We start from the raw sequence: 25,289 nt of genomic DNA, 5'->3' as shown, positions 1-25,289 counted from the left end.
CAGGGCCGGCACGCCAACCTGACGGGCCAGCAGGATGTGCTCGCGGGTCTGCGGCATCGGACCATCAGCGGCCGAGCACACCAGGATCGCGCCGTCCATCTGCGCAGCGCCGGTGATCATGTTCTTCACATAGTCAGCGTGGCCGGGGCAGTCGACGTGGGCGTAGTGACGGTTGGCCGTCTCATATTCCACGTGCGCGGTGTTGATCGTGATCCCGCGGGCCTTCTCTTCCGGCGCCGCGTCAATCTCGTCGTACTTCTTCGCCGTCGCGCCACCGGACTTCGCCAGCGTCATCGTGATCGCCGCCGTCAGCGTCGTCTTGCCATGGTCAACGTGACCAATCGTGCCGATGTTGCAATGCGGCTTATTGCGTTCAAACTTCTCTTTGGCCATTTCAAGCTCCAGCCCTGTCCGGGCTCGTCCTCTAACTAGGGTTGGAAGGTCTTAGGCGTACTTCTTGATGACTTCGTCAGCCACATGCTGCGGGACCGGCTCATAGTGGTCATACGTCATGGTGAACTGAGCGCGGCCCTGTGACATGCCCCGGAGGGTGTTCACATAGCCGAACATATTGGCCAGCGGCACATAGGCGTTGATGACCGTGGCGTTGCCGCGCATGTCCTGGCCCTGGATCTGACCCCGACGACCGTTCAGGTCGCCGATGACCGAACCCAGATACTCTTCCGGGGTCACGACCTCGACGGCCATGATCGGCTCGAGCAGCTTGGGGGCGCCCTTTTCACGCAGTTCCTTGAAGGCGGCGCGCGACGCGATTTCGAAGGCCAGAACCGAGGAGTCGACGTCGTGATAGGCGCCGTCGATCAGGGTGGCCTTGAAGTCGATCAGCGGGAAGCCAGCCAGCAGGCCGTTATCCTTGGCCGACTCGATGCCCTTCTGAACGCCAGGAATGTATTCCTTCGGCACCGAACCGCCCGTCAGGGCGCTTTCGAACACGAAGCCCGTACCCGCCTCACCCGGCTCGAACACCAGCTTGACGCGGGCGAACTGACCCGTACCGCCGGTCTGCTTCTTGTGGGTGTAGTCGATCTCGCAGCGCTTGCCGAGGCTCTCGCGATAGGCCACCTGCGGCGCGCCGATATTGGCCTCGACCTTATAGGTGCGCTTCAGGATGTCGATCTTGATGTCCAGGTGCAGCTCGCCCATGCCCTTCAGGATGGTCTGGCCCGACTCGTGGTCGGTGGAGACCGTGAAGGACGGATCTTCCGAGGCGAGCTTGGCCAGGGCGACGCCGAGCTTTTCCTGGTCGGCCTTGGATTTGGGCTCCACGGCGATCTCGATGACCGGCGCGGGGAACTCCATGCGCTCCAGGATGACCGGCGACTTGCCGGGATCGCACAGGGTGTCGCCGGTGCGGGTGTCCTTGAGGCCGGCCAGGGCGACGATGTCGCCGGCATAGGCTTCCTTGATGTCCTCGCGGTTGTTCGAGTGCATCAGCAGCATGCGGCCAACGCGCTCGCGGCGATCACGGGTGGAGTTCAGCAGGCCCATGCCGGTTTCGAGCTTGCCCGAATAGATGCGGCAGAAGGTCAGCGAGCCCACGAAGGGGTCGTCCATGATCTTGAACGCCAGAACCGACAGCGGCTCATCGTCCGAGGCGCGGCGCGTCACCGGCTCTTCGGTCTTGAAGTCGATGCCCTGGGTCGGGGGGATGTCCAGGGGCGAGGGCAGATAGTCGACAACCGCGTCGAGCAGGGGCTGCACGCCCTTGTTCTTGAAGGCCGAGCCGCAGAGGATCGGATAGAAGGCGCCGTTCAGAACCGCCTTACGCAGGCACTTCTTGATGGTCTCTTCCGACGGCTCTTCACCCGACAGATAGGCCTCCATGGCCTCGTCATCGAGCTCGACCGCGTTCTCGATCATGTAGGCGCGGGCCGCTTCGGCCTTGTCCTTCATATCGGCGGGGATTTCTTCGTCGGTGAAGGCGGCGCCCAGGCCGTCATTCTCCCAGACCACGGCCTTCATGCGGACCAGGTCCACCAGACCACGCAGCGAGGATTCCGAACCGATCGGCAGCTGGATCGGAACGGCCTTGGCGCCCAGACGGTCGCGGATGGATTCCACCGACTTCTCGAAGTCGGCGCCGATCTTATCCATCTTGTTGATGAACACGATGCGGGGAACATTGTACTTGTCGGCCTGACGCCAGACGGTTTCCGTCTGGGGCTCCACGCCGGCGTTGCCGTCCAGCACAGTCACCGCGCCGTCAAGCACGCGCAGCGAACGCTCGACCTCGATGGTGAAGTCCACGTGGCCAGGCGTGTCGATGATGTTGAGGCGCTTGCCCTTCCAGAAGGAGGTCGTCGCGGCCGACGTGATCGTGATGCCGCGCTCCTGCTCCTGCTCCATCCAGTCCATGGTGGCCGCGCCGTCATGGACTTCGCCGATCTTGTGGCTCTTGCCGGTGTAGAAGAGAATCCGCTCCGTCGTCGTCGTCTTGCCCGCGTCGATGTGGGCCATGATTCCGAAATTGCGGTAGTCTTCGATGAGGTGCGTACGGGCCATAGCGAAAGGCTTTGCTGAAAGAGGTCCGGAGGTAGGCTGCCGGTCGTGTGTGCTGAACGAACGGCGCGGGCGGTTTAACTCAAACCGCCCGCGCCGGGAAGCGATGGATGGACGAGCTTACCAGCGGTAGTGCGAGAAGGCGCGGTTCGCCTCGGCCATCTTGTGGGTGTCCTCACGCTTCTTCACCGCGGAGCCGCGGTTGGCAGAAGCGTCGAGAAGCTCACCGGCCAGCTTCTCGGTCATGGTGTTCTCGCCACGCTTGCGCGCCGCGGTCACCAGCCAGCGAATGGCCAGGGCGCGACGGCGCTCGGGACGGACTTCCACGGGCACCTGATAGGTGGCGCCGCCAACCCGGCGGGAGCGAACCTCGATGCCCGGCGCGACGTTTTCCAGAGCCGCGTGGAAGGTCTCCAGCGGGCCCTGGTCCTTGCGCTTGGCTTCCAGGATATCGAACGCGCCGTAGATGATGTTCTCGGCGACGGCCTTCTTACCTTCGTACATCACGTAGTTCATGAACTTGGTGACGACGAGATCCCCGAACTTCGGGTCGGGAAGGACTTGACGTTTTTCTGCGCGACGGCGGCGGGACATATTCTCTGATCCTTACTTAGGACGCTTGGCGCCGTAGAGCGAACGACGCTGCCTGCGATCCTTCACCCCTTGGGTGTCGAGCACGCCGCGCAGGATGTGATAGCGCACGCCGGGAAGGTCCTTCACCCGGCCGCCGCGGATCAGCACCACGGAGTGTTCCTGGAGGTTGTGGCCTTCGCCGGGGATGTAGCACACCGCTTCAATGCCGGTCGTCAGACGGACCTTGGCCACCTTACGCAGAGCCGAGTTCGGCTTCTTCGGGGTGGTGGTGTAGACGCGCGTGCAAACGCCGCGACGCTGGGGGCAGCCCTTCAGGGCCGGCACCTTGTTGCGCGAAGGCTTGTCCTTGCGCGGCTTGCGGATCAGCTGGTTGACCGTAGGCATATATTCTCTGCGCCATTCCTAGGCTTGTGGGGGCGTGTGCCGTTGGGCCGATGCGCCCCGTTGAAGGGTCGTGTTTCTTATTGGCCTTCAAGCCCGGCTCTGAACACGAAAACTCGCCGGCGCGCATTGGTGAAGCGCTCCGGCGGGCGAGCCGTCCCTTGCAAGACTTTCGGGTCCTTCGGGACCTGGGACATCATCCCCGGCCTCAAAGGAGCGCGGTTCATACTCGCCCCGGCCCGGCCCGTCAATGTTTGCGCAACTTCCCCGCCGCCCGCAGCCTTTCCGCCACAGTTTCGCCGCCCCGGCCCCTCAGCTTGGCCATAGCCAGTCGGATGGACCCATGACGCGCGGCGGAAGAACCCTGGCGGCCGCCGGCCTGGTGGTCGTCCTGCACCTGGCCGCGTTTCTGGCCCTGACCCGGATGGCGCCGGAGTCGCCTGCGACCGGTGATGGGCCGATCTTCGAGATCATGCTGGCGCCGCCGCTGGCCGCCCTCCGGCGTCGCCCGGACGGCAGCCCGGAGGCGCCGATTCGGGCCGCCCAACGCCCAATGACACCCCCGCGAGACGACCGCGGCGATTCGGCTGCGACGGCCCCCTCCCCCTTTCGCCCCGCGCCGGCGGCGGACCCCGAGGCCACCGCCCAGGCCGCGCGGCTAAGGCGCGCCTTGCGACAGACCTTTGGCTGCAGCCAGCCGGACATGTCGCGGCTGAGCGAGGCGGAGCGGGCCGCCTGCCTTGAGCGCTTCGCCCGGGGGGCGGAGACTGCGCCCTATCGGCCGCCACTCATGGACAGGGACAAGCAGAGGGGGCTGGAGCAGGCCGCCGCGCGAAAGGCCGCCGACCGCGCCTACCGCGACTCCGTGACGCCCCCGCTGGGGATCGACACCACCGGCGGAGGGGGCGCGATGAATCCCCTGCCTGATCTCTAGCGCCAACGGCGGGCTGATCAGAAGTCGATGAACTCTTTGAAGGCCGGGACCAGCGCGGTCCAGGTGCCGATGACGCTCTGAAGCTGTTCAGTCGTGGCGCCGAGCTCCAAGTCCACATCCATCTCGACGAAAGGATCCATATCGGAGTCGAGATAGGCCCGGCCAAACCGCATCTCACGGTTCCACTCATTGATCTTCGCCAGGCCCGGCGAACGATTCATCTCGAAGCCGACGCCGAACTGGATGGTCGTGCAGCGTTCGCGCTCGCAGCCGTAGAAGTAGATCACGAAATTGGTGCCGTCGGTGGCGCTGCGGACCATCGGATCGCCCACACCGTCCACATCGGCCTGGCCGCGATACCCATTGGCTTGCAGCACCTCGATCACCTCAGCCGCGGTCACGCCGCCCGGCGGCAGAGGGCGCGCCTGCGCCTGAGCAGTCCCGAGCCCCAGGGCGAGCCCAGCCACGATCCAAAGTCCACGCATGCCAATTCTCCGTCTGGGCCAGGGCGCTGTCGACACCCTCATTTCACAGCCCCGCTCAAACCGGAAGTGCGATCCGCGGGGACCCGGCTTCCTCAGGAGGCGGGAAGGTGCTTGGACAGAAACCCATCCAGCGCCTCCAGCATCCTCACCCGGCTCTGCGGGCGGTAGAAGTAGTGGTTCTCGCCCTCGAAGGTCAGAAGCTCGACGGTCTTCCCTGCCCGTTCCAGGGCGTTCTTCATCAGCACCGAATGGTCGAGGAGCACCACCGCATCCTGATCGCCATGCATCAGCAGGATGGGCGCGGTCACGGCGGCGGCATGGTTGGCCGGCGAAGCCGCGATCATCTGTTCGCGCGACGCATTGGCCAACTGGTCTCGGAAGCCGGTGAACATGCCTGAGTCACGGCCAGCGGCCCGCACCACATGCAACTGCAGCATCTGCAGGTCGGTGACCGGCGCGATGGCTGCGGCGCACCGGAAGGCGCTTGGGTGCAACGTGGCGCCCACCAGGGCGGCATAGCCCCCATAACTGGCCCCGACGATGCAGACCTGGCGCGGATCGATCACGCCCTCTGCGCCCAGGGCCGCGACACCATCCAGCAGATCGGTCTGCATCTTGCCGGCCCACTCCCCTCGCCCAGCATCCTCGAACGCCTGACCAAAGCCCCGGGAGCCCCGGAACTGCGGCCGCAGGACCGCATAGCCCCGGCTCGCCAGGAACTGGGTCAGATAGTCAAAGCTGTTGGTGTCCCGCGCCGCCGGCCCTCCGTGTGGCAGGACGATGAGGGGCAGCCCTGTGGCCCGCCCGCCCGGGGGAAGCGTGAGGTAGGCGGGAATCTCCAGCCCATCGCGGGCCTGATAGGTGATCCAGCTTGTCTTGCCCAATGGCGCCTCGGCAAGCTCGGGGAAGGAGGCCCCCAGCGGCGAGAGCTCCTTCTTGCCCCAGTCCAGCAGGTACCAGACCGGGGGCGAGTCCGCGCCATCAGCCACGATGACAAAGCGCTTCCGGTCCTGCGACCAGCTGACCAGCCCCAGGTCGCGCCCAGGAAGAGCCCGGCTGAGAAGCCCGTGCACGGCGCCGATCTCAGCGTCCAGATACTGGACCTTCATGGTCTCCCCGCCCGCCATCAAGGCGAGGGCCTGTCCGGTGTAGGGGTCGCGCACCAGACTGGGCTGATAGGGGCTGGGATCGCCGACACGCTCGATCTGGCCGTCGGACAGGCGATGGCGGATGACCTGTTGCCCGCCCTCATCGACCTGAAGGAGATAGACGGAGTCCTCAGGGTCGGAATAGCCGAGATAGTCGCCGCCCGATTCCTCGCGCCAGATTTCGGTCCAGCGCCGCTGCCCCTTGGCGCGGGCAAAGACACGCGCCTTGGCGACCTTGGGATCGATCTCGTAGCGGACCCGGGCTTCGCCCTCGGAATCGGGTTCGAAATAGTAGGAGTCGAAATTGCCGTTCTCGACGATCCGCCCGTGTCCCGTGGCCGGATCGGCCCGCCAGAGCGACCACTTGAAGTCCTGCTCATCCCCCTTCTGAACGATCCGGCTGTCCACATTGGAGCGGTCAATGGTCCGTTGCAGACCCATCAGATAGATGGAAGGCTTGGCGCCGTGGACGACCCGCACGATGGGCTGGCCAGTCGCGTACCGGCTCGCATGGTCATTTGAAAGCAGGAGGGCGCCGACCTCGCCCTGGGCGCTGACCACCACGTTGCGCTCAAAGCGCTCCTGACTGCGAGGGCCGAACTTCTCCCAATAGCCGACCCGGACGATGACGAAGTCGTCGCCCGCCCAGGTGATGCTGACCGCCTCGATATCCCCCAGGGGCACCGTCTTGGCTCCAGCCTGATCCAGGGTGGCGATATTGAGAGACCGGGCGCCCGCCGGGCCGCCCAGCAGGGCCACCCGCGCGCCGTCGGGTGAAATGGCGGCATCCTGGATCGCCTCCAGCCGGGCGAAGGCCGCCACCGGCGGCGGCGCGGCGGCCGCCATCGTCGCGCCAGCGGCCCAGGCCGCAAGCGCCATCAACATCAATACGCGCATGGAAACCCCCCTCAACCCCAGGTGAGGTTAGCGGGCGGCCATGGCCAAGGTAAAGCTGTGTCGTCGTCCGCAACGAAAAACGGCCCGGGGTCGCCCCCGGGCCGTCTGTCTGTCGCAACCTGGTTCCGCAGGCGGAACCGTGGGCCTTAGTTGTCGATCGTCTCGGCCTGGGCCTCGGCGGCGATAACCTCCGGGAGGGGCTCCATGGCGGTCTCGCGGCTGGCGGCCAGGGCCTCGTCGCGCTTCGCGGCGATGCGCTGGAGGTTCCGCAGATACGAGCCGGTGCCGGCAGGAATGAGCCGGCCCACGATGACGTTCTCCTTCAGGCCTTCCAGGGTGTCGCGCTTGCCCTGGACCGAAGCCTCGGTGAGCACGCGGGTGGTCTCCTGGAAGGAGGCCGCAGAGATGAAGCTGCGGGTCTGCAGCGAGGCCTTGGTAATGCCCAGCAGGACCGGCTGGGTGATCGCCGGACGACCGCCGCGGGCCTCGGCCTTGGCGCTCTCTTCGTCCACCTCGATCTTGTCGAGGTGATCGCCCTTGAGCAGGCCGGTGTCGCCGGTCTCGAGGATCTCCACCTTCTGCAGCATCTGGCGGACGATGGTCTCGATGTGCTTGTCGTTGATGGGCACGCCCTGGAGGCGATAGACCTCCTGGATCTCGTCCACCAGGAACTCGGCCAGCGCCTCAATGCCCTGGATCCGCAGGATGTCATGCGGGTCCGGGTTGCCGTCGATGATGTACTCGCCCTTCCGGATCGTATCGCCATCGTGGACGGCGATATGCTTGCCCTTCGGGATGAGGAATTCGACGGGCTCGCCGCCATCCTCCGGGGTGATCTTGATCCGGCGCTTGTTCTTGTAGTCGCGCCCGAACTCGACTCGGCCGTCCATCTCGGCGATGACCGCGCAGTCCTTCGGCCGGCGGGCCTCGAACAGTTCGGCGACGCGGGGCAGACCGCCGGTGATGTCCCGGGTCTTGGCGCCCTCGGTGGGGATACGGGCCAGCACCTCGCCGGGCTTGGCTTCGTCGCCGTCGCCGACGGAGAGAATGGCCCCCACCGGCAGCAGGTAACGGGCCTCACCGCCGTTGGCGATGCGCTTGAAGGCCCCGTCGGAGTCGATGACGCCCACGGCGGGACGCAGATCGCTGCCCTTGGTCGAGGCGCGCCAGTCGGTGACCACGCGGTTGGAGATGCCGGTGGCTTCGTCGGCTTCGTCACGGACCGAGACGTTCTCCACCAGGTCCTCGAAGCGGACGCGACCGCCCACTTCGGTGAGGATCGGGGTGGTGTAGGGGTCCCATTCGGCCAGACGCTGACCGCGCTTGACCTTGTCGCCGTCCTTGACCTTCAGGCGCGCGCCATAGGGCGGCTTGTAGGATTCACGGTCCTTGCCGTCGACCTGCACAATGATCTGCAGGTTCCGGTTCATGACCACGAACTCGCCGTCGCCGGCCTGGACCACATTGCCGCCGATGACCTTCACGGCGCCTTCGTTGGCGCTCTCGAAGAAGGACTGCTCGGCCACCTGGGCGGTGCCGCCGATGTGGAAGGTCCGCATGGTCAGCTGGGTGCCGGGCTCGCCGATGGACTGGGCGGCGATGACGCCGACCGCCTCGCCGATGTTCACCGGGGTGCCGCGGGCCAGGTCACGGCCATAGCAGGTGGCGCAGATGCCGGTCTTGGTCTCGCAGGTGAGGACCGAGCGGACCTTCACCGACTGCACGCCGGCATTGTCCACCAGCTCGATCATCTTCTCGTCGAGATAGGTGTCGGCCGGGATGACGACCTCGCCGGTGTTCGGGTCCTTGATGTCCTCGGCCGACGAGCGGCCCAGGATACGCAGGCCGAGCGAGACCAGCACATCTCCGCCTTCGACCACGGCGCCCAGGGTGATGCCCCGGGTGGTGCCGCAGTCTTCCTCGGTGATGATGCAGTCCTGCGCCACGTCCACCAGACGGCGGGTCAGATAGCCCGAGTTGGCGGTCTTCAGGGCGGTGTCGGCCAGACCCTTACGGGCGCCGTGGGTGGAGTTGAAGTACTCCTGAACGGTCAGGCCTTCCTTGAAGTTCGAGATGATCGGCGTCTCGATGATCTCGCCGGACGGCTTGGCCATCAGGCCGCGCATCCCGCCGAGCTGCTTCATCTGGGCCTGCGAGCCCCGGGCGCCGGAGTTGGACATCATGAAGACCGAGTTGATCTCGGATTCACGACCGTCCGCGCCCTTAACGCCTTCGGAGATCTCGCGCATCATTTCATCGGCGACGCGGTCGGTGGCCTTGGCCCAGGCGTCAACGACCTTGTTGTACTTCTCGCCCTTGGTGATCAGACCGTCGGCGTACTGCTGCTCGTATTCCTCGACCAGCTTGCGGGTTTCCTCGACGATCGGCTTCTTCCGCTGCGGGATGACGATGTCATCCTTGCCGAAGGAGATGCCGGCCTTGGCCGCCTCGCGGAAGCCCAGGCCCATGATCTGGTCGGCGAAGATGACCGTCGCCTTCTGACCGCAGTGGCGGTAGACGGTGTCGATCAGATTGCCGATTTCCTTCTTGGTCAGGTTCTTCTCAAGCAGCTTGTGGCTGACCGCCGCGTTGAGCGGGAACAGGGCCGCAATCTTCATCCGCCCCGGCGAGGTGTCGATGATCCGGCGGACCACTTCGCCCTCGGGATTCATCTCGGTGTAGCGGCAGCGGATCTTGGAGTGCAGGGTCACGACGCCTTCGTTCAGCGCCGCTTCGATCTCGCCGAGGTCGGCGAACACCTTGCCCTCGCCCGGCTCGCCGTCCTTGACCAGCGACAGGTAGTAGAGGCCGAGCACGATATCCTGCGACGGCACGATGATCGGGCGACCATTGGCGGGCGACAGGATGTTGTTCGTGCTCATCATCAGCACGCGGGCTTCCAGCTGGGCTTCCAGCGAGAGCGGCACGTGGACGGCCATCTGGTCGCCGTCGAAGTCGGCGTTGAAGGCCGTGCAGACCAGCGGGTGAAGCTGGATGGCCTTGCCCTCGATCAGCTTGGGCTCGAAGGCCTGGATGCCGAGACGGTGCAGGGTCGGCGCGCGGTTCAGCAGCACCGGATGCTCGCGGATCACCTCGTCGAGGATGTCCCACACCGCCGGCTGCTCACGCTCGACCATGCGCTTGGACTGCTTGACGGTGCCCGACAGGCCCTTGGCGTCCAGGCGCGCATAGATGAACGGCTTGAACAGCTCCAGCGCCATCTTCTTGGGCAGGCCGCACTCGTGCAGCTTCAGCTCAGGACCGACGACGATGACCGAACGGCCGGAATAGTCGACGCGCTTGCCGAGCAGGTTCTGACGGAATCGGCCCTGCTTGCCCTTCAGCATGTCGGCCAGAGACTTCAGGGGCCGCTTGTTGGCGCCGGTGATGACCCGGCCGCGACGGCCGTTGTCGAACAGGGCGTCGACGGATTCCTGCAGCATCCGCTTTTCGTTGCGGATGATGATGTCGGGGGCCCGCAGCTCGATCAGGCGCTTGAGGCGGTTGTTCCGGTTGATGACCCGGCGATAGAGGTCGTTCAGGTCCGAGGTGGCGAAGCGGCCGCCATCCAGGGGCACCAGGGGGCGCAGTTCCGGCGGGATCACCGGCACCACCGACAGCACCATCCACTCGGGCTTGTTGCCGCTCTCGATGAAGCTCTCGATGAGCTTCAGACGCTTGGACGTCTTCTTGAGCTTCATTTCCGAGGTGGTGGTGAGCAGGTCCTCGCGGAGCTTCTCGGCCTCCTTGGGCAGATCGATGGCCTTCAGCAGGCCCTGGACGGCCTCAGCGCCGATCTCGGCGGTGAAGCTGTCGTCCCCGAACTCCTCCTGGAAGCGCATATAGTCGTCTTCCGACAGCAGCTGATGCTGCTTCAGCGGGGTCAGGCCCGGCTCGGTGACGATGTAGTATTCAAAGTAGAGCACCCGCTCCACGTCCTTCAGCGCCATATCGAGCATCATCGAGATGCGGCTCGGCAGGGACTTCAGGAACCAGATGTGGGCGACCGGGCTGGCCAGTTCGATATGGCCCATCCGCTCGCGGCGGACGCGGGCCAGGGTGACCTCGACGCCGCACTTCTCGCAGATGATGCCCTTGTACTTCATGCGCTTGTACTTGCCGCACAGGCATTCGTAGTCCTTGGTCGGGCCAAAGATACGGGCGCAGAACAGGCCGTCACGCTCGGGCTTGAACGTCCGGTAGTTGATGGTCTCGGGCTTCTTGATCTCGCCGAAGGACCACGAGCGGATCTTTTCGGGCGAGGCCAGAGCGATGCGGATCTGGTCGAAGGTCGGGGCGGCCTGGACCGGATTGAAGATATTCAGGACTTCCTGGTTCATCAGATTTCCAGTTCGTCAGTCATTCTGGAAGGCGAGAGGGAGAGGCTGACGGCCCCTCCCCCCGCAAAAAGCGGCGCGGGATGAAGGCAGCGGTCAGCTGTTCTCCAGCTCCACGTTCAGGCCGAGCGAGCGCATTTCCTTGACGAGAACGTTGAAGCTCTCGGGGATGCCCGCCTCGAAGGTGTCGTCGCCGCGGACGATGGACTCGTAGACCTTGGTCCGGCCGGCCACGTCGTCGGACTTCACCGTCAGCATTTCCTGCAGGGTGTAGGCCGCGCCGTAGGCTTCCAGAGCCCAGACCTCCATCTCCCCGAACCGCTGACCGCCGAACTGGGCCTTGCCGCCCAGGGGCTGCTGGGTGACCAGGCTGTAGGGGCCGATGGAACGGGCGTGGATCTTGTCGTCCACCAGGTGGTGCAGCTTCAGCATGTAGATGTAGCCGACCGTGACCGGGCGCTTGAACTGGTCACCGGTCTGGCCGTCATACAGCATGACCTGCCCCGAACGGTTGAGACCGGCCTTTTCCAGGAGGTTCTCGATGTCGTCGATATGGGCGCCGTCGAAGACCGGGGTGGCGAAGGGCACGCCCTTGGAGAGGTTGCGGGCGAGCTCGATGAGTTCCTCATCGGTCTCGGGCAGCTCTTCCTCAGGACCGTAGATGTCCCGCAGCCAGTCCATCAGGGCCTGCCGCTGGCCACCGTTCTGCCAGGCTTCCAGCAGGTCGGCGATCTGACGGCCGAGGCCGGCGGCGGCCCAGCCCAGGTGGGTTTCGAAGATCTGGCCGACATTCATCCGCGAGGGCACGCCCAGCGGGTTCAGAACGATGTCGACGTTCATGCCGTCCTCAAGGTGCGGCATGTCCTCGATCGGCAGGATCTTGGAGATGACGCCCTTGTTGCCGTGACGGCCGGCCATCTTGTCCCCGGGCTGAAGCTTGCGCTTCACGGCCACGAAGACCTTGACCATCTTCATCACGCCAGGGGGCAGTTCGTCGCCGCGCTGCAGCTTGTCGACCTTGTCCTCGAAGCGACGGTCGAGGCGCTTGCGGGCCTCGTCGAACTGGCGGCGCATGGCCTCCAGCTCGCCCATGGCCTTCTCGTCCTCAAGCGCGATCTGCCACCAGAGGCCCGGCGCGATATCGCCCAGCTTCTCGGCGGTGATCTCGCCGCGGCCCAGGCCCTTGGGCCCGGAGACGGCGACCTTGCCCACCAGCATTTCGCGCAGACGCGAGGTCATGTTGCGGTTCAGGATGGCGAACTCGTCGTCGCGGTCCTTGCCCAGGCGGTCGATCTCGGCGCGCTCGATGGCCATGGCGCGCTCGTCCTTGTCGACGCCGTGACGGTTGAACACGCGGACCTCGACCACCGTGCCCGACACGCCGGGCGGCAGGCGCAGGGAGGTGTCGCGGACGTCTGAGGCCTTTTCGCCGAAGATGGCGCGCAGGAGCTTTTCTTCCGGCGTCATCGGGCTCTCGCCCTTGGGCGTGACCTTGCCCACCAGGATATCGCCCGGCTGGATCTCGGCGCCGATGGCGACGATGCCGGCCTCGTCGAGGTTGCGCAGGGCCTCCTCGCCGACATTGGGGATGTCGCGGGTGATTTCCTCAGGACCGAGCTTGGTGTCCCGGGCCATGACCTCGAACTCCTCGATGTGGATCGAGGTGAAGACGTCATCGCGCACGATGCGCTCGGAGATGAGGATGGAGTCCTCGAAGTTGTAGCCGTTCCAGGGCATGAACGCGACGAGCACGTTGCGGCCGAGCGCCAGTTCGCCGAGCTCGGTGGACGGGCCATCGGCCACCACGTCGCCAGCGGCGATCCGGTCGCCGACGCGGACCAGCGGACGCTGGTTGATGCAGGTCGAGGTGTTGGAGCGCTGGAACTTCTGCAGGCGGTAGATGTCGACGCCCGGCTTGGTGGGGTCGGTCTCTTCCGTCGCGCGGACGACGATCCGGGTGCCGTCGATCTGCTCGACCACGCCTGAGCGGCGGGCGACGACCACAGCGCCGGAGTCCACGGCCACGACACTTTCCATCCCGGTGCCCACCAGGGGGGCGTCGGTGCGGACCAGCGGCACGGCCTGCTTCTGCATGTTGGAGCCCATCAGGGCGCGGTTGGCGTCATCGTTTTCGAGGAAGGGGATCAGCGAGGCGGCGACGGAGACGACCTGCTTGGGCGACACGTCCATCAGGTCGACGGTGTCCTTGGGCAGCAGGGTCGGATCGCCGTTCACGCGGCCCGGCACCAGATCGTCGACGATCTCGCCGTTTTCGATCTTGATATTGGCCTGGGCGATGACGTGCTTGGCCTCTTCCATGGCCGACATGTAGACCACCTCGTCGGTGATCTTGCCGTCCTTGACCCGGCGATACGGGCTTTCGATGAAGCCGTACTTGTTGACCACCGCGTGGGTGGCCAGGGAGTTGATCAGGCCGATGTTCGGGCCTTCCGGCGTCTCAATGGGGCAGATCCGGCCGTAGTGGGTCGGGTGCACGTCGCGGACTTCGAAGCCGGCGCGCTCGCGGGTCAGACCACCGGGGCCAAGGGCCGAGAGACGGCGCTTGTGGGTGATTTCCGACAGCGGGTTTGTCTGGTCCATGAACTGCGACAGCTGCGAGGAGCCGAAGAACTCCCGCACGGCCGCAGCCGCCGGCTTCGCATTGATCAGGTCGTGGGGCATGACCGTGTCGATGTCGACGCTGGACATGCGCTCCTTGATGGCGCGCTCCATGCGCAGCAGGCCGACGCGGTACTGGTTTTCCAGCAGCTCGCCCACCGAGCGGACCCGGCGGTTGCCGAGGTTGTCGATGTCGTCGATCTCGCCGCGGCCGTCCCGCAGGCCGACCAGGGTCTTGAGCACCGCCAGCACGTCGGCCTTGCGCAGGACGCGCACGTCGTCGGGGCAGTCCAGCTCCAGGCGCATGTTCATCTTCACGCGGCCGACCGAGGACAGGTCGTAGCGCTCGGAGTCGAAGAACAGGCTGTTGTACATGGCCTCGGCGGCTTCCACCGTCGGCGGCTCACCCGGACGCATGACCCGGTAGATGTCGAACAGGGCGTCCTCGCGGGCGGTGTTCTTGTCGATGCGCAGGGTGTTGCGCATGTAGGCGCCCACCGTGACCTCATCGATGTCCAGCACGTCGAAGCTGGTGAAGCCCTGCTCTTCCAGGGCGCCCAGCAGGGTGACGTCCAGCTCGTCGCCGGCCTCGCCGTAGATCTCGCCGGTATCGTGATTGACCATGTCGGCGGCCAGGTAGCGGCCGGTGAGGGCCTCAGGCGCCAGCAGCAGGGTCTTGAGGCCCGCGTCAGCGAACTTCTTGGCGTTGCGGGCGGAGATCTTCTGGCCGGCCGGGGCCACCTCTTCGCCGGTCTCGGCGTCGATGAGGGGGAATTCCGGCTTCACGCCGCGCCAGCGGTCGGGCTTGTAGGCCGTGGCCCAGCCGCCTTCACGCTTCTCGAAGGTCACGGTCTCATAGAAGGTGGAGAGGATCTCCTCTCCGTCCATCCCGAGCGCCATGAGGAAGGTGGAGGCCGGCAGCTTGCGGCGACGGTCGATGCGGACATAGACGATGTCCTTGGCGTCGAACTCGAAGTCGAGCCAGGAACCGCGATAGGGGATGACGCGGGCGGCGAACAGGAGCTTGCCCGAGGAATGGGTCTTGCCCTTGTCGTGGTCGAAGAAGACGCCCGGCGAGCGGTGCATCTGGGAGACGATGACCCGCTGGGTCCCATTGACGATGAAGGTGCCCTTCTCCGTCATGAGCGGGATGTCGCCCATATAGACGTCCTGCTCCTTGATATCCTTCACCGAGCGGGCGCCGGTCTCTTCATCGGTTTCGAACACGATGAGGCGCAGCTTGACCTTCAACGGCGCGGCGTAGGTCATGTCCCGCTGGACGCATTCCTCGACGTCGTACTTCGGGTCCTCAAACTCGTAGGACACATATTCGAGCACGGCGCGCTCGTTGAAATCCTTGATCGGGAAGACGGACCTGAAGACCGCCTCGATCCCCTCGTCCCGGCGGTCGGCCGGGCGCACTTCACGCTGCAGGAACTGTTCATAGGACGAGCGCTGAACCTCGATCAGGTTCGGCATTTGCACAGCTTCGGGGATGCGGCCGAAAGACTTCCGGATCCGCTTCTTGCCGGTGAAGGATTGCGCCATTTTATTCCCTTGAGCGCGCGCGGGCGACAGGCCAGCGCGCCGTAAGTTTCATCCTGCGTCCACCCTCAACCCCCGGATGACCGGGGGCCGGACGCTGGAAATGTCCCCTTTACGTCGGGGACGCTCCCTCGCATGGTCGGAGGGCGACGGACCATGCCTCGGAGACGGAACGTGCGAAGACTCGCGTCTTAGCTGAATCGGAATTTCGCGAAGCTCGCCAGATAGGGCTTTTGCAAGCGCTTGGGAAGCCCCTTCCACAGAAAAGTTAAGGCGACGGGGGAACCCGGTCATCAGACGCCGCCTACAGATCAATCCGCCAGCGCAGGATCTCCGCCCCGCTGTGGAGCGCTCCGCCCGGCTCGCGCGCCACGAGATAGCCGTGGTTCTTGACCACCACCTTCTGGGACGCCGGATTGTCGGCGTCGGTCGTCAGTTCCACCTGGCCAAGGCCCCGCCCCCTCGCCTCCACCAGCATCAGGGCCAGAGCCTCAGATGCATAGCTCCGCCCGCGGCGCCAGGGCGGCACGGCATAGCCGATGTGGCCATAGGGAAACCAGTCGGGCAGCGGCCCGCCGCCCGGGCCCCAGCGCAGACCGATGGCGCCACAGAACCCATCCTCCCAGATCCAGCGCCGGATGCTCGGCAGCCGCGCACCCAGGCTTCCGTCCAGACGCATGGCCGGCGGACCGCCCCCATCGGGATTGTCGAGGGAGGCGATAAAGGCCTCCGGATCGGCGGCGATGCGCTCGAGCTCCTCATCTGCCGCCGCCTTGCCGCGCACATTGTCAGACGACCAGCCCCGCCGCAGCGCGTCGGCATAGGCGGGCAGCAGGTCCAGGCTGGGGGTCTTGAGCGTGACGGGCATGGCCCGACTATCGCGCCAGTCAGGCCGCTGGGAAAGTAGTCGCCGACAGGACGCCAGATGACGGGCGCCAGACATGGAAACGGGCCCGGAGGTTTCCCTCCGGGCCCGCGAAAGAGACGCGAGATGCGCCGCTTTAGTCCTACTTGATTTGGACCGAAGCGCCGGCTTCTTCGAGCTTCTTCTTGATCTCTTCAGCTTCCTGCTTGGAGATGTTTTCCTTGATGTTCTGGGGAGCGCCTTCCACCAGGTCCTTGGCTTCCTTCAGGCCGAGGTCCGGACGCACGCCGCGAACTTCCTTAATCACGTTGATCTTCTTGTCGCCGCCGCCGGTCAGGACGACGGTAAACTCGGTCTGCTCTTCGACGGCTTCAGCCGGGGCGCCAGCGGCGGCGGGAGCCGCAGCGGCCACCGGAGCGGCGGCGGAAACGCCCCACTTTTCTTCCAGCATCTTGGAGAGCTCAGCGGCCTCCAGGACGGTCAGAGCCGACAGGTCTTCGACGATCTTTTCGAGGTTAGCCATGGGATTTTGATCCTTGAGAGATTGGGGGTGTCGGGAAAATGACGATCAGGCGGCGTCTTTGGCGGCGTATGCGCCCATGACGCGGGCCAGCTGACCGGCCGGCGCCTGCAGGATGCCGGCGATCTTGGTCGCAGGCGCCTGGACGAGGCCAATGATCTTGCCGCGGAGCTGGTCGAGCGAGGGCAGAGTCGCAAGCGCGCTCACCCCGGTCTTGTCCAGAACCTGCGTGCCCATCAGGCCGCCCATGATCACGAGCTTGTCGTTCTCTTTGGCGAACTGAGTGGCGACCTTGGCGGCGGAGACCGGGTCCGGGCCATAGGCGATGGCGACGGGGCCAGTGAAAAGGGCGTCGCCCTCCTCGCCAACCGAGCCGTTCAGAGCCTTCTGGGCCAGGGTGTTCTTCACCACCTTCAGCTGGGCGCCCTGCTCACGCAGGCGGCCCCGGAGATTCGTCATTTCCGCAACGGTCAGACCCAGATTGTGGGTCACGACCACGGCGCCGGATTCGGCAAAGACGCTTTTCAGCGTCTCGATCGCTTCCTGCTTTTGAGCGCGGTCCATTGCGGTCTCCTACTCAGGTGCGACGCCTGGACCATTCCAGACGCCGTGTGACGGCCACGAATTGGGGAAGCCCCAACGCGGAACCATCAAGCCTGTCCTTTGAGAGAAGCCGCAGCCGTCGCGCCCTTAGTCCGCCATGCGGAAATGGGCCTTGTCGGCGTCATCTTCCCGTCTCCCCGCGAGTGTGGAAGGGCTCTTCCACGCTTATGATCCAGGCGACCCCTGGATCCCGCAGTTCTTGGACAGGATCGGAAGTCCCCTTGCGGGAAGCTTCCAGTCCCCGCCCCTCCTTGCGGAGCGGCGAAACCTTAGAGGCGCGGCTCATACAGCAGGGCGGCCCGAAGCGCAACGCCCCGGCGCGCCCGCCTTGCGCCCACGAAAAAGGGGGCCGCGTCGCCGCAGCCCCCTCACTTCGTCTGTTCGGCGTGGACGCGGTTAGGCGCCGACCGAACCGGTCTCGACCCGGAAGCCGGGACCCATGGTCGAAGACAGGCTGATCTTCTTCACATAGGTGCCCTTGGCGCCCGAGGGCTTGGCCTTGTTGAGCGCGTCCACCAGGGCCTTGACGTTGGCCAGGATGGCTTCGTCCGAGAAGCTCGCCTTGCCGATACCGGCGTGGATGATGCCGGTCTTCTCGGTGCGGAACTCGATGGCGCCGCCCTTGGCGTCCTTTACGGCCTGAGCCACGTTCGGCGTCACGGTGCCGACGCGGGGGTTCGGCATCAGGCCACGGGGGCCGAGCACCTTACCCAGACGGCCGACCAGGGCCATCATGTCCGGCGTGGCGATCACGCGGTCGAACTCCATGAAGCCGCCCTGGATGCGTTCCACCAGCTCTTCGGCCCCGACGATGTCGGCGCCCGCGGCGGTGGCTTCATCAGCCTTGGCGTCCTTGGCGATGACGGCGACGCGGACGTCACGGCCGGTGCCCGAGGGGAGGTTCACAACGCCGCGGACCTGTTGGTCGGCGTGGCGGGGATCAACGCCCAGGTTGACGGAGATCTCGATGGACTCGTCGAACTTGGCCTTGGCGTTTTCCTTGACCAGCTTGATGGCGTCTTCGACCGAGTGAGCGGCCAGACGGTCGCCGGTCCAGGCCTGGATGCGCTTTGCTTGCTTAGGCATGGTCCTCAGGCCTCCACGATCTCAAGGCCCATCGAACGGGCGGAGCCCTCGATGATGCGGGCGGCGGACTCGACGTCGTTGGCGTTGAGGTCCTTCATCTTCGACTCGGCGATCTCCCGCAGCTGGGCGCGGGTGATGCTGCCCACGGTCTCGCGACCGGTCAGCTTGGCGCCAGACTTAATGCCGACCGCCTGCTTGATGTAGTGGGTCGCCGGCGGGGTCTTGGTGACGAAGGTGAACGACTTGTCCTGATAGACGGTGATCACCGTCGGCAGGGGCGTGCCTTTCACTTCCTTCTCGGTGCGGGCGTTGAACTCCTTGCAGAAGCCCATGATGTTGACGCCGCGCTGACCGAGCGCCGGCCCGATGGGCGGCGAAGGCGTGGCGGAGCCCGCGGGCACCTGCAGCTTGATATAGCCCAGAATTTTCTTGGCCATCTTCTCCTCTTTGGCCGGACGTCCGGCCTGTTGAGCCGTGGTGCGGGGTTATGGCTGGCCAGCCCCCTCCCACGGATTTGAGCCGCGCGACCAAGGGCCGCCCGGCGAAGCCCGCGCTTCTATCAGCGGGCGCCTTCAGGGGCAAGCTGCGTGAGGAGGAGTGAAGAGGCGACCTGGAGGCCCCAGAAAGCTGAACGGCGCGATCGGTCCTTGCGGGCCCCGCGCCGTCCTTCCTGCATTACCGACCTGAGCCGTAGCCCCGAACTCGGCCTGTGCGACCCGAGATCAGGCAGAACGACAACAGGCCAGTATCAGCTGGTCTTTTCGACCTGGCCGTATTCGAGTTCGACCGGGGTGGCGCGGCCGAAGATGGAGACGGTGACGCGGAGGCGGGCGCGTTCTTCGTCGACCTGTTCCACCGAGCCGTTGAAGCTGGCGAAGGGGCCATCGGTGACGCGGACCTGCTCGCCGATCTCGAAGCTGATGGTCGGCTTGGGCCGCTCAACACCCTCTTCGATGGCGCCGATGATCCGGGCGACTTCCTTTTCGGAGACCGGCAGCGGCTTGGCGCCGGAGCCCAGGAAGCCCGTCACCTTCGGAGTGTTCTTGATGAGGTGGTAGGCCTCGTCGGTGAGGTTCATCTTCACCAGCACGTAGCCGGGGAAGAATTTGCGCTCGGTGTTGATCTTCCGGCCGCGGCGGATCTCGACCACGTCCTCGGTGGGCACCAGCACCTCGGAGAACTGATCCTCAAGACCCTGGTTGCGGGCCTGGTCGAGGATGGCCTCCTTCACCTTCTTCTCGAAGTTCGAGTAGGCGTGGACGATGTACCACTTGTGATTGGTCGGCGCGACGGCGTCCGCGGTTTCAGCGTTCATTCTAGATTATCCCGCGTTGGCGAGCTGGAGGATCAGGCCCATCAGCCAGCCGATGATGAAGTCGACCCCGAAAAAGAAGATCGCCGCCAGAACGACCATGATCCCGACCATCACCGAGGTGATCCAGGTCTCCTTGCGGCTCGTCCAGGTGATCTTGCGCCCCTCGGCGCGGACCTCCCGGAAGAACTGACCCGGAGGGGTCTTCTTCTTCGGCGCGGAGTCGGCGAGCGGCGAGCCCGAGGACAGGGCCGCGGCCGTCTTGGCGGCCCGGTTCCTCATCGCTTGCGGCGTAGCGCCCGGTTTCCTGGCCATCGAGGATAGCGACTTTCTACTTGAGGGCGGCGGCTCTTTAGACGGGCCCCGCCCGCGCGGTTCACGGCTTCACAGACATATATGGTGGCAGGAGTGGAGGGACTCGAACCCCCGGCCCTCGGTTTTGGAGACCGATGCTCTACCAGCTGAGCTACACTCCTACACGCCTCGACCCCGCTTCCTCTCAGAGGCGGGACCTTGGCTCCGAACAATAAACAGCGCGCCGGGAAGCGGAAAGCCGCCGGCGCGCGCGGTTCATCACCGGAGCCGGCTCGTTTAGCAGGGGGCGCCCGCACGGGCAAGTTGGATCAAAGGGGCTGCGACGGCGTTTGGACCTGGACTTCCCACCGTCCCCGCGAGGCCCCCATGAGCGATCCCTCCAGCCGCGATCCCAAGGTCAACCCAACCCCGCCGGCGGATGACCGCAATCGCGACGGGGAGCAGCGTCCCGGCTCGCCGCCGACCTCGGCCTATGTGCCCGAGGGCTCGGAGGACTCGACCCACAGCGACAAAACCCGCACTGACCCCGATACGGGCGCGCCGGCCAATGGCGATCCCGAGCCGGCCGATTCGGAGACCGACCGGGACGTCTGAGCGCCCGCCCGCCTCAGGTCTTGACGCCGTCCAGCTCGAAGCTGCGGTCGAGATTGGCGATCTTGTCCTCCACCAGGCCCGCGCGCTTCAGCGCCAGGGAGGCGGCCCACAGCCCTGCCCGAGCAGGCATGGGTGTGCGGGCCATGGCGGCGACGGGCACGCCCTTGCGGCGGAAGATGCCGTTGGCGTAGTGGGCGCCATTGGTGATCCGCGTGCCCCAGGTCTGGTAGTCCACCGACAGGGAGACGTTGAAGCCCGCCTGGTTCTCGATCCTGTGCGGCGCGTGCAGGGGCCAGGTGACGGCCATGCCGGGGTCCAGGTCGAACACCTGGGCGGCTGAGTCCATGTCCCGGCGATAGGGCAGATCCTCGGTCTGCTGCTTGAGCATGATATCCTCCATGCCCGTCTGGGGCATGTGGGCCTCATCCACCGGGTAGATCCAGATCCGCTTGCGGCCGCGCATGTGGAACAGGCAGACGCCGGGCGCATCAGCGTGGAACGGGACCTTGGCCTGGGGCGCCGAGAGGATCAGCTGGCCGTTCAACTGGACCGGCCGGAAGCCCGGCGCCTCGCGGGCGATCTCCCGGAAGGCGGCGTGGATGACGGGGATCAGCGCCTCATAGTGCTGCTCCACCCGACGCAGCTGCACCCAGACCCGCCCGTCCTTGATGCCCTCAAGCACCTTCTCGCCGGGCAGCCGGCCGCGCACGCCGGTGCGCATGGTCACCTGACCCTCGTCGTCATAGTCGAACAGGTTGATGTCGTAGAGTTCGGCCGGATAGCGGTCGAGCAGGGCCGCCAGGGGGGCGTCCTCGAACAGGCCCGTCTCCGCCAGGCGATGGGCGAAGGTGATCGGGGCCTTGCGGAAGCCGGCCTTCTGGTCGGCCGCCCAGGCCGGGATCAGACGGTCTGAAAGCGTGTCGGCGGTCATGGTCCTGTCCTTCGTCAGTCCAGCAGGATGAAGCCGGCCGTGGCGCCGGCGAGAGAGAGCCCAAGGCCCAGGCCCACACTGGCCCGAATGCCTGGACGGCGGCGGCCAAGGTGACCAAGCGAGCGGCTGGCGGCGTTGATCTGGCCGTTCAGGCCCGGCTCGCAGGCGGTGATCCGGTCAAGCCGCCGGTCGAGGCGCTGATAGAAATCCCGCAGCCGGTCGTGCAGGCGCGGCGACCGGGATACGGTCTGACGCACCAGCTCCCGCAGGCCTTCCACGAAGGGATCGGCGGTGACGTCGCCCTCGACCACCTCATCGCCCTCGTCGGCGAAGGCGCGTTTGTAGTCCTCAGCCCCCGGACCGAAATCGGCCAGGGCCACCCCCTGCTCCGCCAGAACGCGGAGCGTCTCCAGGGTCATCAGGGCGCCAGGCGAATAGCGGGCGTAGTCCGGGTCATAGATCGGGAACCACAGGTGATAGACCGAGCCCGACAGGAGGCCGGCCTCGGCGGCCACCACCTTGTCGCCGGCCTTCAGCACCGCCACCCGCAGTCCGAAGTCCGGATCGGAATCATCGTTCAGCTGGCGCAGCAGGTCCTGGGTCCAGGGGGTTGAGAACACGTCATGCTGGCCGGTGCGGCGCATCTGGGCGCGCTTTTCGGCGATGATCATCTCCAGCATGGCGGGATCGGCCGACAGGGTGAAGCTCAGCGGCCCCACCTGTTCGGCCAGCTGACGCTGGCGTCGGCGCTTGTCCTTCAGGAAGCTCCCCTGCCCGGCGGCCCGACGCCCCTCCAGATAGGCGTCGTAGCCGCCGGTCAGATCGGCGATCATAGCGGGCTTGGGCGCCGCGGCGTTGACCGCCTCCGACTGGCCGCCGACCAGACCGCCGAACCGGAAGCGGCGGGCCTGCAGGTGCTCGAGCACCACCTTCAGATCGATCTCGACGCCGGGTTTTGCGATCAGCCCGTGATAGTCGGTGAGCGGGGCGGCCATAGGCTGAATCGCCCCGCCGCGGCGCTGGAACGGAAGGAAGCCGACAATCTCGTCGTCCCGGCGGATCACCGCCACCTGGGCTTGGGGCGCCACCTCGCTGGCGGCCAGAACATAGCGCAGGTCGAAATAGGGGCTCGAAAGCGCCGGATCGCGGTCGCGGAACTGGGCCCACAGGGCGCGCGCCTGCGGGTCGAGCTCGCTGGCCCCCCGCGTCTCGACGCTGATCCCGGCTCCCATTCTGGCGCCCTCTCCCTGTTTCGCACGCTCAGGTTGATCCCCTGCAAGATGCGTGCGCAGGGCTCAGACAACCATGTGTGGGTTTCGAAAAAGGAAAGGCGGCGCCTCAGACGTCGAAGAACACCGCCAGAACGTAGGCCACCCAGAAGATTCCAAACAGCCAGCGGCCCCAATAGGTCTGTATATTGGCGAGCAGGCCCCGGGGTGGCGTCACGAACTTCCCCTTCTGAATCGCCAGGCGCAGGGTGGCGCCGGACTCCGAGAGGACCTGGGTCCTGAAGCGGAAATAGGCGCTGGCCTGCTCCGCGGCGAGGAAGGGCTCGCGAAACTCGATCTCCCGAAGCAGGCGCGCCTCACGTCCCCCTGGCGCAACGGTCAGGGCCAGCCGCGCCGTGACAGAGGGCCCCTGATAGGTCTCATCCCAGCCGGCGCCCTGGAGCGGCGCAGGCAGGGCTATGACGTATTCGTGCCTCACCCGCCTGGGCCGGCCAAGATCGATGGGCCAGCGGCGGCGTGATGTCTCAGGTGTCGGCATCTGATGGTCCAGAAACCCGTCCCGCAGCACCAGTTCGGCCACCTCGCCCTTGGGGGCGGCGACCCAGGGCGCCGGCGCCTGGTAGCGCTCATGGGTGCGGACCACGTTCAGCTTGCGATCATCGGCCAGACTGATCGGCTCAAGCAGCTCCACCTCGCCGTAGCCATTGCGGCGGGCTGAGACGTAGTCCCGCTCGGCCTGGGCGTGGCTGGCGTCCCAGCGGCGGCGCTCCATTTCGGCGCGCCAGTCGAAATAGGACGAGCGGATTTCCAGCTCGACCGGATCGGTGACCGTCCGCGGCGCGCCGATCGACTCCTCCACCTGCAGCAGGTCGACGACCCCGCCCGACCCCATCCAGACCAGGGTGGCCCCGGCCTTCAAGGGCAGCCCCCACCCGAACCGAGGCTGATAGATGGTGTCGAGGTCGTCCGCCTGCGGGGCCATGGTGGGGTCCAGCCAGAAGATCTCGTCCCCGAGCGCCAGACCCACGATGCAGTGGTCGAATGAAAGGGGCGACGCCGGCTCCTGGTCTAGGATCCAGCCCTTCCAGGTGTTGACGAGCACAGGATACGCCGTGAGGCCGAGCCGGGTGAGCAGCGCGACAAGCAGCCTTGAGGCGTCCTTGCAGTCCCCCGACCGGGAGAGCCAGATATCGGAAAGGTTGCGCGGGGCGAAACCGCCCTCGCCCAGAGTGACCGACTGGTAGCGCAGGACGCTCTGGACCAGCCGCAAGGCGGCCACCGCCCTGGCCTTGGGCGCCAGCGAAACCAGGCCGGCCGCCTCCTCCTCCAGGCTGGAAGGCAGGACGCCGCCTGTCGCATAGAGCGGGGCGAAGAGGCCTGCGACCTCGGGCCAGGCGGACTGGTCGCAGATCCGGATCGTCGCATAGGGCCGCACCCAGGCTGGCATGTCCGGCTCGAGCTCGACCGGCGCGGTTTCCTGGCTGCGCCAGACGCGCTCGCAGGCGCCGTTCAGAAGGCGCTCCTGAGCGGCCGGGGCGCCGCTCCAGCTCAGCATCGTCAGGCGCCGGTCGACGGGCGAGAGCAACCGCACCCGGGTCTCGCCCACCCAGCACCCCCAGCTGAAAAGCCATTCCCGACTGAAGTGACGTCCGACGATGGGATGATCCCCCGACAGGCTGAAGGCGACATCGACAATGTCGCCCACCCGGATGTCAGGCAGGGTGATGTTGGCCGTCAGGCGTCCGTCATAGATCGCCCGCTCAAGATCGGGCTCACGCCGGAAAACCTGCGCATGAGGCCGGGGGTCGATGAACCTTTCCTGACCATTTCGCACCACACAGATCCGATGAAAGGTCAGGGTCTCATAGCTTGGGTCGAAGTTGACGTTCACGACGGCGGCGCTCTGCAGCCCGTCGGTTCCCGTGACCTCGTTGACCGATCGCTGGAAGGTGGAGGCGCTCGGCCCCGTCAGACTGATCTGGGTGTCCGTCAGCCAGAGGCAGAGACCGCCATGCTGTTCCCGGGGCGTCGGGGTCCTGGGCCGCATGAAGGGGGCGAGCTCCACCCAGTCCGCCGCGGGACCATGGCCCAGAAGCTCCGCGGCGCCCGCCGCTGCTGTATCCGCCGCCATCGCACTCCCCCCGCCGCACGCCTGGGTTTCATAGCACCCGGAGCGCCGCCCCTGAGCGGAATCTACCTGGAGGCGACCGCCGGTTCGCCAAAGGAAAAGGCCGCCGGGGTTTCCCCTGGCGGCCTTGGCCTTGGTCAGGCTGTGAAGCCTGTGACTATTCGACGATCTTGGCCACGACGCCGGCGCCGACCGTGCGGCCGCCTTCGCGGATGGCGAAGCGCAGGCCCTGGTCCATGGCGATCG

General features: G+C 66.0%; 21 protein-coding genes and 1 tRNA gene. 2 read left to right on the top strand and 20 right to left on the bottom strand.

Annotated elements, in window-relative coordinates:
• The 4 genes from Q8N19_RS12365 to rpsL all read right to left on the bottom strand — a co-directional run.
• The coding region (locus Q8N19_RS12365) for a GTP-binding protein (protein ID WP_305591071.1) at nucleotides 1-393 on the bottom strand (393 nt) is incomplete at its 3' end.
• A gap of 51 nt (nucleotides 394-444) precedes the next feature.
• Nucleotides 445-2,523, bottom strand: a complete 2,079-nt coding sequence (gene fusA, locus Q8N19_RS12360) for an elongation factor G (RefSeq protein WP_305591069.1) — start codon at nucleotides 2,521-2,523, stop codon at nucleotides 445-447.
• A gap of 117 nt (nucleotides 2,524-2,640) precedes the next feature.
• The gene (gene rpsG / locus Q8N19_RS12355; RefSeq protein ID WP_305591067.1) at nucleotides 2,641-3,114 is read right to left on the bottom strand and encodes a 30S ribosomal protein S7; all 474 of its coding nucleotides are present in this window, start codon (nucleotides 3,112-3,114) and stop codon (nucleotides 2,641-2,643) included.
• Between the two features lie 12 nt (nucleotides 3,115-3,126).
• Complete coding sequence (gene rpsL, locus Q8N19_RS12350; protein WP_293317138.1) at nucleotides 3,127-3,498, bottom strand: 30S ribosomal protein S12; 372 nt, start codon at nucleotides 3,496-3,498, stop codon at nucleotides 3,127-3,129.
• Between the two features lie 340 nt (nucleotides 3,499-3,838).
• Here rpsL and Q8N19_RS12345 point away from each other — a divergent pair, with 340 nt between their 5' ends.
• Nucleotides 3,839-4,429: a hypothetical protein gene (locus Q8N19_RS12345; protein ID WP_305591065.1), complete on the top strand. Its 591-nt coding sequence runs from the start codon at nucleotides 3,839-3,841 to the stop codon at nucleotides 4,427-4,429.
• A 17-nt stretch (nucleotides 4,430-4,446) separates the two neighbouring features.
• On the opposite strand, the gene Q8N19_RS12340 is transcribed toward Q8N19_RS12345, so the two are convergent.
• The 12 genes from Q8N19_RS12340 to Q8N19_RS12285 all read right to left on the bottom strand — a co-directional run bounded on the left by Q8N19_RS12340 (nucleotide 4,447) and on the right by Q8N19_RS12285 (nucleotide 20,322).
• A complete protein-coding gene (locus tag Q8N19_RS12340; RefSeq protein ID WP_305591064.1) occupies nucleotides 4,447-4,914 on the bottom strand; it encodes a YbjN domain-containing protein in 468 nt (155 codons plus the stop codon).
• Between the two features lie 92 nt (nucleotides 4,915-5,006).
• Nucleotides 5,007-6,959 carry a S9 family peptidase gene (locus Q8N19_RS12335; protein WP_305591063.1) on the bottom strand — a complete coding sequence of 651 codons (1,953 nt, stop codon included), beginning with the start codon at nucleotides 6,957-6,959 and terminating at the stop codon, nucleotides 5,007-5,009.
• A gap of 146 nt (nucleotides 6,960-7,105) precedes the next feature.
• Nucleotides 7,106-11,299 carry a DNA-directed RNA polymerase subunit beta' gene (gene rpoC, locus Q8N19_RS12330; protein ID WP_305591061.1) on the bottom strand — a complete coding sequence of 1,398 codons (4,194 nt, stop codon included), beginning with the start codon at nucleotides 11,297-11,299 and terminating at the stop codon, nucleotides 7,106-7,108.
• Nucleotides 11,300-11,392: 93 nt separating this feature from the next.
• The gene (rpoB, locus tag Q8N19_RS12325; RefSeq protein ID WP_305591059.1) at nucleotides 11,393-15,463 is read right to left on the bottom strand and encodes a DNA-directed RNA polymerase subunit beta; all 4,071 of its coding nucleotides are present in this window, start codon (nucleotides 15,461-15,463) and stop codon (nucleotides 11,393-11,395) included.
• A 301-nt stretch (nucleotides 15,464-15,764) separates the two neighbouring features.
• Nucleotides 15,765-16,328 carry a GNAT family N-acetyltransferase gene (locus tag Q8N19_RS12320; RefSeq protein WP_305591057.1) on the bottom strand — a complete coding sequence of 188 codons (564 nt, stop codon included), beginning with the start codon at nucleotides 16,326-16,328 and terminating at the stop codon, nucleotides 15,765-15,767.
• 139 nt (nucleotides 16,329-16,467) lie between these two features.
• The gene (gene rplL, locus Q8N19_RS12315) at nucleotides 16,468-16,848 is read right to left on the bottom strand and encodes a 50S ribosomal protein L7/L12 (protein WP_296565213.1); all 381 of its coding nucleotides are present in this window, start codon (nucleotides 16,846-16,848) and stop codon (nucleotides 16,468-16,470) included.
• 45 nt (nucleotides 16,849-16,893) lie between these two features.
• The gene (rplJ, locus tag Q8N19_RS12310) at nucleotides 16,894-17,409 is read right to left on the bottom strand and encodes a 50S ribosomal protein L10 (RefSeq protein ID WP_305591053.1); all 516 of its coding nucleotides are present in this window, start codon (nucleotides 17,407-17,409) and stop codon (nucleotides 16,894-16,896) included.
• A gap of 435 nt (nucleotides 17,410-17,844) precedes the next feature.
• On the bottom strand, nucleotides 17,845-18,534 hold the full coding sequence (rplA, locus tag Q8N19_RS12305; protein ID WP_305591051.1) for a 50S ribosomal protein L1: 690 nt from the start codon (nucleotides 18,532-18,534) through the stop codon (nucleotides 17,845-17,847).
• A gap of 5 nt (nucleotides 18,535-18,539) precedes the next feature.
• Nucleotides 18,540-18,971 carry a 50S ribosomal protein L11 gene (gene rplK / locus Q8N19_RS12300; RefSeq protein ID WP_293317155.1) on the bottom strand — a complete coding sequence of 144 codons (432 nt, stop codon included), beginning with the start codon at nucleotides 18,969-18,971 and terminating at the stop codon, nucleotides 18,540-18,542.
• A gap of 311 nt (nucleotides 18,972-19,282) precedes the next feature.
• Nucleotides 19,283-19,849, bottom strand: coding sequence for a transcription termination/antitermination protein NusG (nusG, locus tag Q8N19_RS12295; RefSeq protein WP_293317159.1), 567 nt, complete (start codon nucleotides 19,847-19,849; stop codon nucleotides 19,283-19,285).
• Nucleotides 19,850-19,855: 6 nt separating this feature from the next.
• Entirely contained in the window at nucleotides 19,856-20,128 is a 273-nt protein-coding gene (gene secE / locus Q8N19_RS12290; RefSeq protein WP_371133843.1) for a preprotein translocase subunit SecE, read from the bottom strand.
• 118 nt (nucleotides 20,129-20,246) lie between these two features.
• Nucleotides 20,247-20,322 (bottom strand) — tRNA-Trp (locus Q8N19_RS12285).
• A 205-nt stretch (nucleotides 20,323-20,527) separates the two neighbouring features.
• Here Q8N19_RS12285 and Q8N19_RS12280 point away from each other — a divergent pair.
• A complete protein-coding gene (locus tag Q8N19_RS12280; RefSeq protein ID WP_305591047.1) occupies nucleotides 20,528-20,755 on the top strand; it encodes a hypothetical protein in 228 nt (75 codons plus the stop codon).
• Between the two features lie 13 nt (nucleotides 20,756-20,768).
• Here the strand turns inward: Q8N19_RS12280 and Q8N19_RS12275 are convergent, their stop codons facing one another.
• The 4 genes from Q8N19_RS12275 to Q8N19_RS12260 form a co-directional block, all read right to left on the bottom strand.
• Complete coding sequence (locus Q8N19_RS12275) at nucleotides 20,769-21,686, bottom strand: transcriptional regulator (protein WP_305591045.1); 918 nt, start codon at nucleotides 21,684-21,686, stop codon at nucleotides 20,769-20,771.
• Nucleotides 21,687-21,700: 14 nt separating this feature from the next.
• Complete coding sequence (locus Q8N19_RS12270; RefSeq protein ID WP_305591043.1) at nucleotides 21,701-22,918, bottom strand: GNAT family N-acetyltransferase; 1,218 nt, start codon at nucleotides 22,916-22,918, stop codon at nucleotides 21,701-21,703.
• Between the two features lie 106 nt (nucleotides 22,919-23,024).
• Complete coding sequence (locus Q8N19_RS12265; protein WP_305591041.1) at nucleotides 23,025-25,046, bottom strand: DUF3857 domain-containing protein; 2,022 nt, start codon at nucleotides 25,044-25,046, stop codon at nucleotides 23,025-23,027.
• 154 nt (nucleotides 25,047-25,200) lie between these two features.
• Nucleotides 25,201-25,289: hypothetical protein (locus Q8N19_RS12260; RefSeq protein WP_305584189.1), on the bottom strand; the 89-nt coding region annotated here is incomplete at its 5' end.

This window comes from Phenylobacterium sp., from assembly GCF_030693405.1.
Lineage (GTDB): Bacteria > Pseudomonadota > Alphaproteobacteria > Caulobacterales > Caulobacteraceae > Phenylobacterium.
This window is presented reverse-complemented; position numbering and strand designations above follow the sequence as displayed.

Excerpts from the sequence above, each read along its gene's own strand:
- fusA (WP_305591069.1), bottom strand. The coding sequence starts at position 2,523 with ATGGCCCGTACGCACCTCATCGAAGACTACCGCAATTTCGGAATCATG.
- rpsG (WP_305591067.1), bottom strand. The coding sequence starts at position 3,114 with ATGTCCCGCCGCCGTCGCGCAGAAAAACGTCAAGTCCTTCCCGACCCG.
- rpsL (WP_293317138.1), bottom strand. The coding sequence starts at position 3,498 with ATGCCTACGGTCAACCAGCTGATCCGCAAGCCGCGCAAGGACAAGCCT.
- Q8N19_RS12345 (WP_305591065.1), top strand. The coding sequence starts at position 3,839 with ATGACGCGCGGCGGAAGAACCCTGGCGGCCGCCGGCCTGGTGGTCGTC.
- Q8N19_RS12340 (WP_305591064.1), bottom strand. The coding sequence starts at position 4,914 with ATGCGTGGACTTTGGATCGTGGCTGGGCTCGCCCTGGGGCTCGGGACT.
- Q8N19_RS12335 (WP_305591063.1), bottom strand. The coding sequence starts at position 6,959 with ATGCGCGTATTGATGTTGATGGCGCTTGCGGCCTGGGCCGCTGGCGCG.
- rpoC (WP_305591061.1), bottom strand. The coding sequence starts at position 11,299 with ATGAACCAGGAAGTCCTGAATATCTTCAATCCGGTCCAGGCCGCCCCG.
- rpoB (WP_305591059.1), bottom strand. The coding sequence starts at position 15,463 with ATGGCGCAATCCTTCACCGGCAAGAAGCGGATCCGGAAGTCTTTCGGC.
- Q8N19_RS12320 (WP_305591057.1), bottom strand. The coding sequence starts at position 16,328 with ATGCCCGTCACGCTCAAGACCCCCAGCCTGGACCTGCTGCCCGCCTAT.
- rplL (WP_296565213.1), bottom strand. The coding sequence starts at position 16,848 with ATGGCTAACCTCGAAAAGATCGTCGAAGACCTGTCGGCTCTGACCGTC.
- rplJ (WP_305591053.1), bottom strand. The coding sequence starts at position 17,409 with ATGGACCGCGCTCAAAAGCAGGAAGCGATCGAGACGCTGAAAAGCGTC.
- rplA (WP_305591051.1), bottom strand. The coding sequence starts at position 18,534 with ATGCCTAAGCAAGCAAAGCGCATCCAGGCCTGGACCGGCGACCGTCTG.
- rplK (WP_293317155.1), bottom strand. The coding sequence starts at position 18,971 with ATGGCCAAGAAAATTCTGGGCTATATCAAGCTGCAGGTGCCCGCGGGC.
- nusG (WP_293317159.1), bottom strand. The coding sequence starts at position 19,849 with ATGAACGCTGAAACCGCGGACGCCGTCGCGCCGACCAATCACAAGTGG.
- secE (WP_371133843.1), bottom strand. The coding sequence starts at position 20,128 with ATGAGGAACCGGGCCGCCAAGACGGCCGCGGCCCTGTCCTCGGGCTCG.
- Q8N19_RS12280 (WP_305591047.1), top strand. The coding sequence starts at position 20,528 with ATGAGCGATCCCTCCAGCCGCGATCCCAAGGTCAACCCAACCCCGCCG.
- Q8N19_RS12275 (WP_305591045.1), bottom strand. The coding sequence starts at position 21,686 with ATGACCGCCGACACGCTTTCAGACCGTCTGATCCCGGCCTGGGCGGCC.
- Q8N19_RS12270 (WP_305591043.1), bottom strand. The coding sequence starts at position 22,918 with ATGGGAGCCGGGATCAGCGTCGAGACGCGGGGGGCCAGCGAGCTCGAC.
- Q8N19_RS12265 (WP_305591041.1), bottom strand. The coding sequence starts at position 25,046 with ATGGCGGCGGATACAGCAGCGGCGGGCGCCGCGGAGCTTCTGGGCCAT.